Below are 3,191 nucleotides of genomic sequence, written 5' to 3'. Positions count from 1 at the left end.
CCTCGCCGACCGAGACGCCGCCGGAGGTGATGATCAAATCATGCCCGGCTGCAGCGCGGCGCAAGGTCTCACGCGTGGCTGCCAGCGTATCGGGAACGATGCCGTAATCAGTGATGTCGCAGCCGAGATTTTCCAGCAAGCCACGCAACGTGAATTTATTTGAATTGTAAATCGCGCCAGGCTTCAATGCCTCGCCCGGCATCGCCAGTTCATCGCCGGTAAAGAAGACCGCGACGCGCAATTTGCGCACCACCGGCAGTTCCGCCAGGCCGACCGATGCCGCCAGGCCCAGTTCCTGCGCACGCAGGCGCTGGCCCGCAGCCAGGATGGTGCTGCCGGCCCGTATGTCTTCGCCGGCGCGGCGTATCCATTCGCCGGCTTGCGGCGCATGTTTGACGGTGACCAGATCGCCGTCTGCATCTTTCGCGGCGACGCAGACTTCCTGCATCACGACCGCATCCGCACCGGCAGGAATCATCGCGCCGGTAAAGATGCGCGCCGCGCAGCCCGCCTCCAGCGGCTGGCCGACATGGCCGGCCGGGATGCGCTGACTGACGCGCAATACGGCTGCGCCGCTGACGCAATCGGCAGCACGCACCGCATAGCCATCCATTGAAGTATTGTCGACCGGCGGCACATCCAGTTGCGAAGTTTGTGCGACGGCGAGGATGCGGCCGTTGGCTTCCAGCGTAGGCAGCGTTTGCGTGGCGGTGATTTTTCTTGCGCCAGCAAGCAGGAAGGCTAGTGCTTCATCAACGCTCAACATCGGTTTAGGTTTAGGCTCAGTCATGCTCGGCTCGATAATCTGGTAATGAAACGATAGAAAACGCAGAGGATAAACGCAGCGAAAATCCTCTGCCGTGCGGCGATGCCCCTTACAAACCGGTATGCGCAGCGATGTATGCCTTCATCTTGTCGATATCGGTCGTCATCACGACTAAGCGCTGCGGCAAGTCTTCAATGTTTTCAAAGCCAGCTGGACGCGCGGCATCGCGGCCCAGCGCTTCGCGTATGGTTTCATTGAACTTGGCCGGCAAGGCGGTTTCCAGCACGATCATCGGCACGCCCGGGGTCAGGTGTTCACGCGCAACCTTGACGCCATCGGCAGTGTGCGTATCTATCATCAAGCCGTATTTGGCTTGCAGGTCGCGTATCGTCGCGAGGCGATCGGCGTGCGTCGATTTGCCGGAAGCGAAACCGAATTGCGCAATTTTCCTGAATTCATCGCCGTCGCTGCCCGGCTTGCCGGACAGGTCGAAGCCGCCCTGCGTCTCCACCTTCTGGAACAGGGCGCGCACACGCTCGCCATCGCGATCGAGCAAATCGAATACAAAGCGCTCGAAGTTCGATGCCTTGCTGATATCCATGCTCGGGCTGGTCGTGTGATATGTCTCGGCCGACTTGCGCACGCGATAGACGCCGGTGCGGAAGAATTCATCCAGCACATCATTCTCGTTGGTTGCCGCCACCAGTTTGTCTATCGGCAAACCCATCATGCGCGCGATGTGGCCGGCGCAGATATTGCCGAAATTGCCGGATGGGACGGTGAACGATACTTTTTCCTCGTTCGAGCTCGTCACGCTCAGGTAACCGCGGAAATAATAAATGACTTGCGCCACGACGCGCGCCCAGTTGATCGAATTGACGGTGCCTATCTTTTGCTGCTGCTTGAATGCCAGATCGTTGGAAACGGCCTTGACCATGTCCTGGCAATCGTCGAACACGCCGTCGACGGCGATATTGAAAATATTCGGGTCTTGCAGGCTGAACATTTGCGCGCTCTGGAAGGCGCTCATTTTATTGTGCGGCGACAGCATGAAGACGCGTATGCCCTTCTTTCCGCGCATCGCATATTCGGCTGCGCTGCCGGTGTCGCCGGAGGTCGCGCCAAAAATATTCAATTCCGCATGCTGTTTGGCCAGCGCGTACTCGAACAGGTTGCCGAGCAACTGCATCGCCATGTCCTTGAACGCCAGCGTCGGGCCATTCGACAAGGCTTGCAACACCAGCCTGGTGCCGTTCTTTTCTTCCACCGTATGCACGGGCGTGATGCGCGTCGCATCTTCACCCTCGCGTGCATTGCGATAGACCTCAGCGGTATAGGTCTTGTGTACCAGCGCCTTCAGGTCGGCATCGGGTATGTCGGTGGCGAATTTCTTCAGCACCTCGAACGCGAGGTCGGCATAGGAGAGGCTGCGCCATGCATCGAGCTCCGCACTGCTGACTTGCGGATATTCAGCCGGCAGATACAGGCCGCCATCGGGCGCCAGACCACCGAGCAAAATTTGGGAAAATGATTGCGCTGGAGCCAAGCCACGTGTGGATATGTATTGCATAGGAATAGTTGAATAGTTTGTGTGGTCGCGCTGGGCAGGAAACCGGATTGTTTCAATGCAGGCAACGCATTGCAGGACTTAAGCAATATTATAACTTCGCCATTGGCAGTAGCCGTGCAAAACGGCCATCAGGGCATCTGCATGGCCGCTTGCACGCAAGCGACAAAAAACGGTGCCGCATGCGGCACCGGATGGAAAACCTAGCTCAACTGTTCGAGGCGGATCTTCGTGACCTTGCCCAATACCGTAGGCAAGGCCTCTATCTTCTTGATCGCCGCTTCTACATTCTTTTCTTGCGTCTGGTGCGTCAGCATGATGATGTCGGTCTGAGTCTCGCCAGCTGCCGGTTCCTTTTGCAGCATCGCATCGATCGAAATCGTCGACTCAGCCAGTATGCTGGTCACATTTGCCAGCACGCCGAGTTTGTCGGCCACATGCATGCGCAGGTAGTAACTGGTCGTCACTTCCGAGATCGGCAGGATAGGCGTGTCCGTCATCGATTGTGGCTGGAACGCAAGGTAAGGCACGCGGTGCGCCGGGTCTGCATCCGCCAGGCGGGTGATGTCGACCAGATCGGCAATGACGGCAGATGCAGTCGGCTCGGCGCCCGCACCCTTGCCGTAATACAGCGTGGCGCCTACCGCGTCGCCGTGCACCAGCACCGCATTCATCGCACCTTCCACGTTGGCGATCAGGCGCTTGGCCGGGATCAGCGTCGGATGCACGCGCAACTCTATGCCCTTGGGCGTGCGCTTGGCGATGCCAAGCAGCTTGATGCGATAACCGAGTTGTTCTGCATAACGGATATCGACTGCTTCCAGCTTGGTGATGCCTTCGATATGCGCCTTGTCGAAC

General features: G+C 58.4%; 3 protein-coding genes. All 3 read right to left on the bottom strand.

Features of this window, described 5'->3' with window-relative positions; genetic code table 11:
• The coding region (locus tag Q7T06_RS00890; protein ID WP_304778563.1) for a molybdopterin molybdotransferase MoeA at nt 1-790 on the bottom strand (790 nt) is incomplete at its 3' end.
• An 85-nt stretch (nt 791-875) separates the two neighbouring features.
• Nucleotides 876-2,336, bottom strand: a complete 1,461-nt coding sequence (thrC, locus tag Q7T06_RS00885) for a threonine synthase (protein ID WP_304778560.1) — start codon at nt 2,334-2,336, stop codon at nt 876-878.
• Nucleotides 2,337-2,536: 200 nt separating this feature from the next.
• Nucleotides 2,537-3,191: homoserine dehydrogenase (locus Q7T06_RS00880; RefSeq protein WP_304778558.1), on the bottom strand; the 655-nt coding region annotated here is incomplete at its 5' end.

Source organism: Herminiimonas sp., assembly GCF_030645555.1.
Classification (GTDB): Bacteria; Pseudomonadota; Gammaproteobacteria; order Burkholderiales; family Burkholderiaceae_D; genus Oxalicibacterium.
Note: the sequence above shows the minus strand (reverse complement) of the source record. Positions and strands in the feature narration are given on the sequence as shown.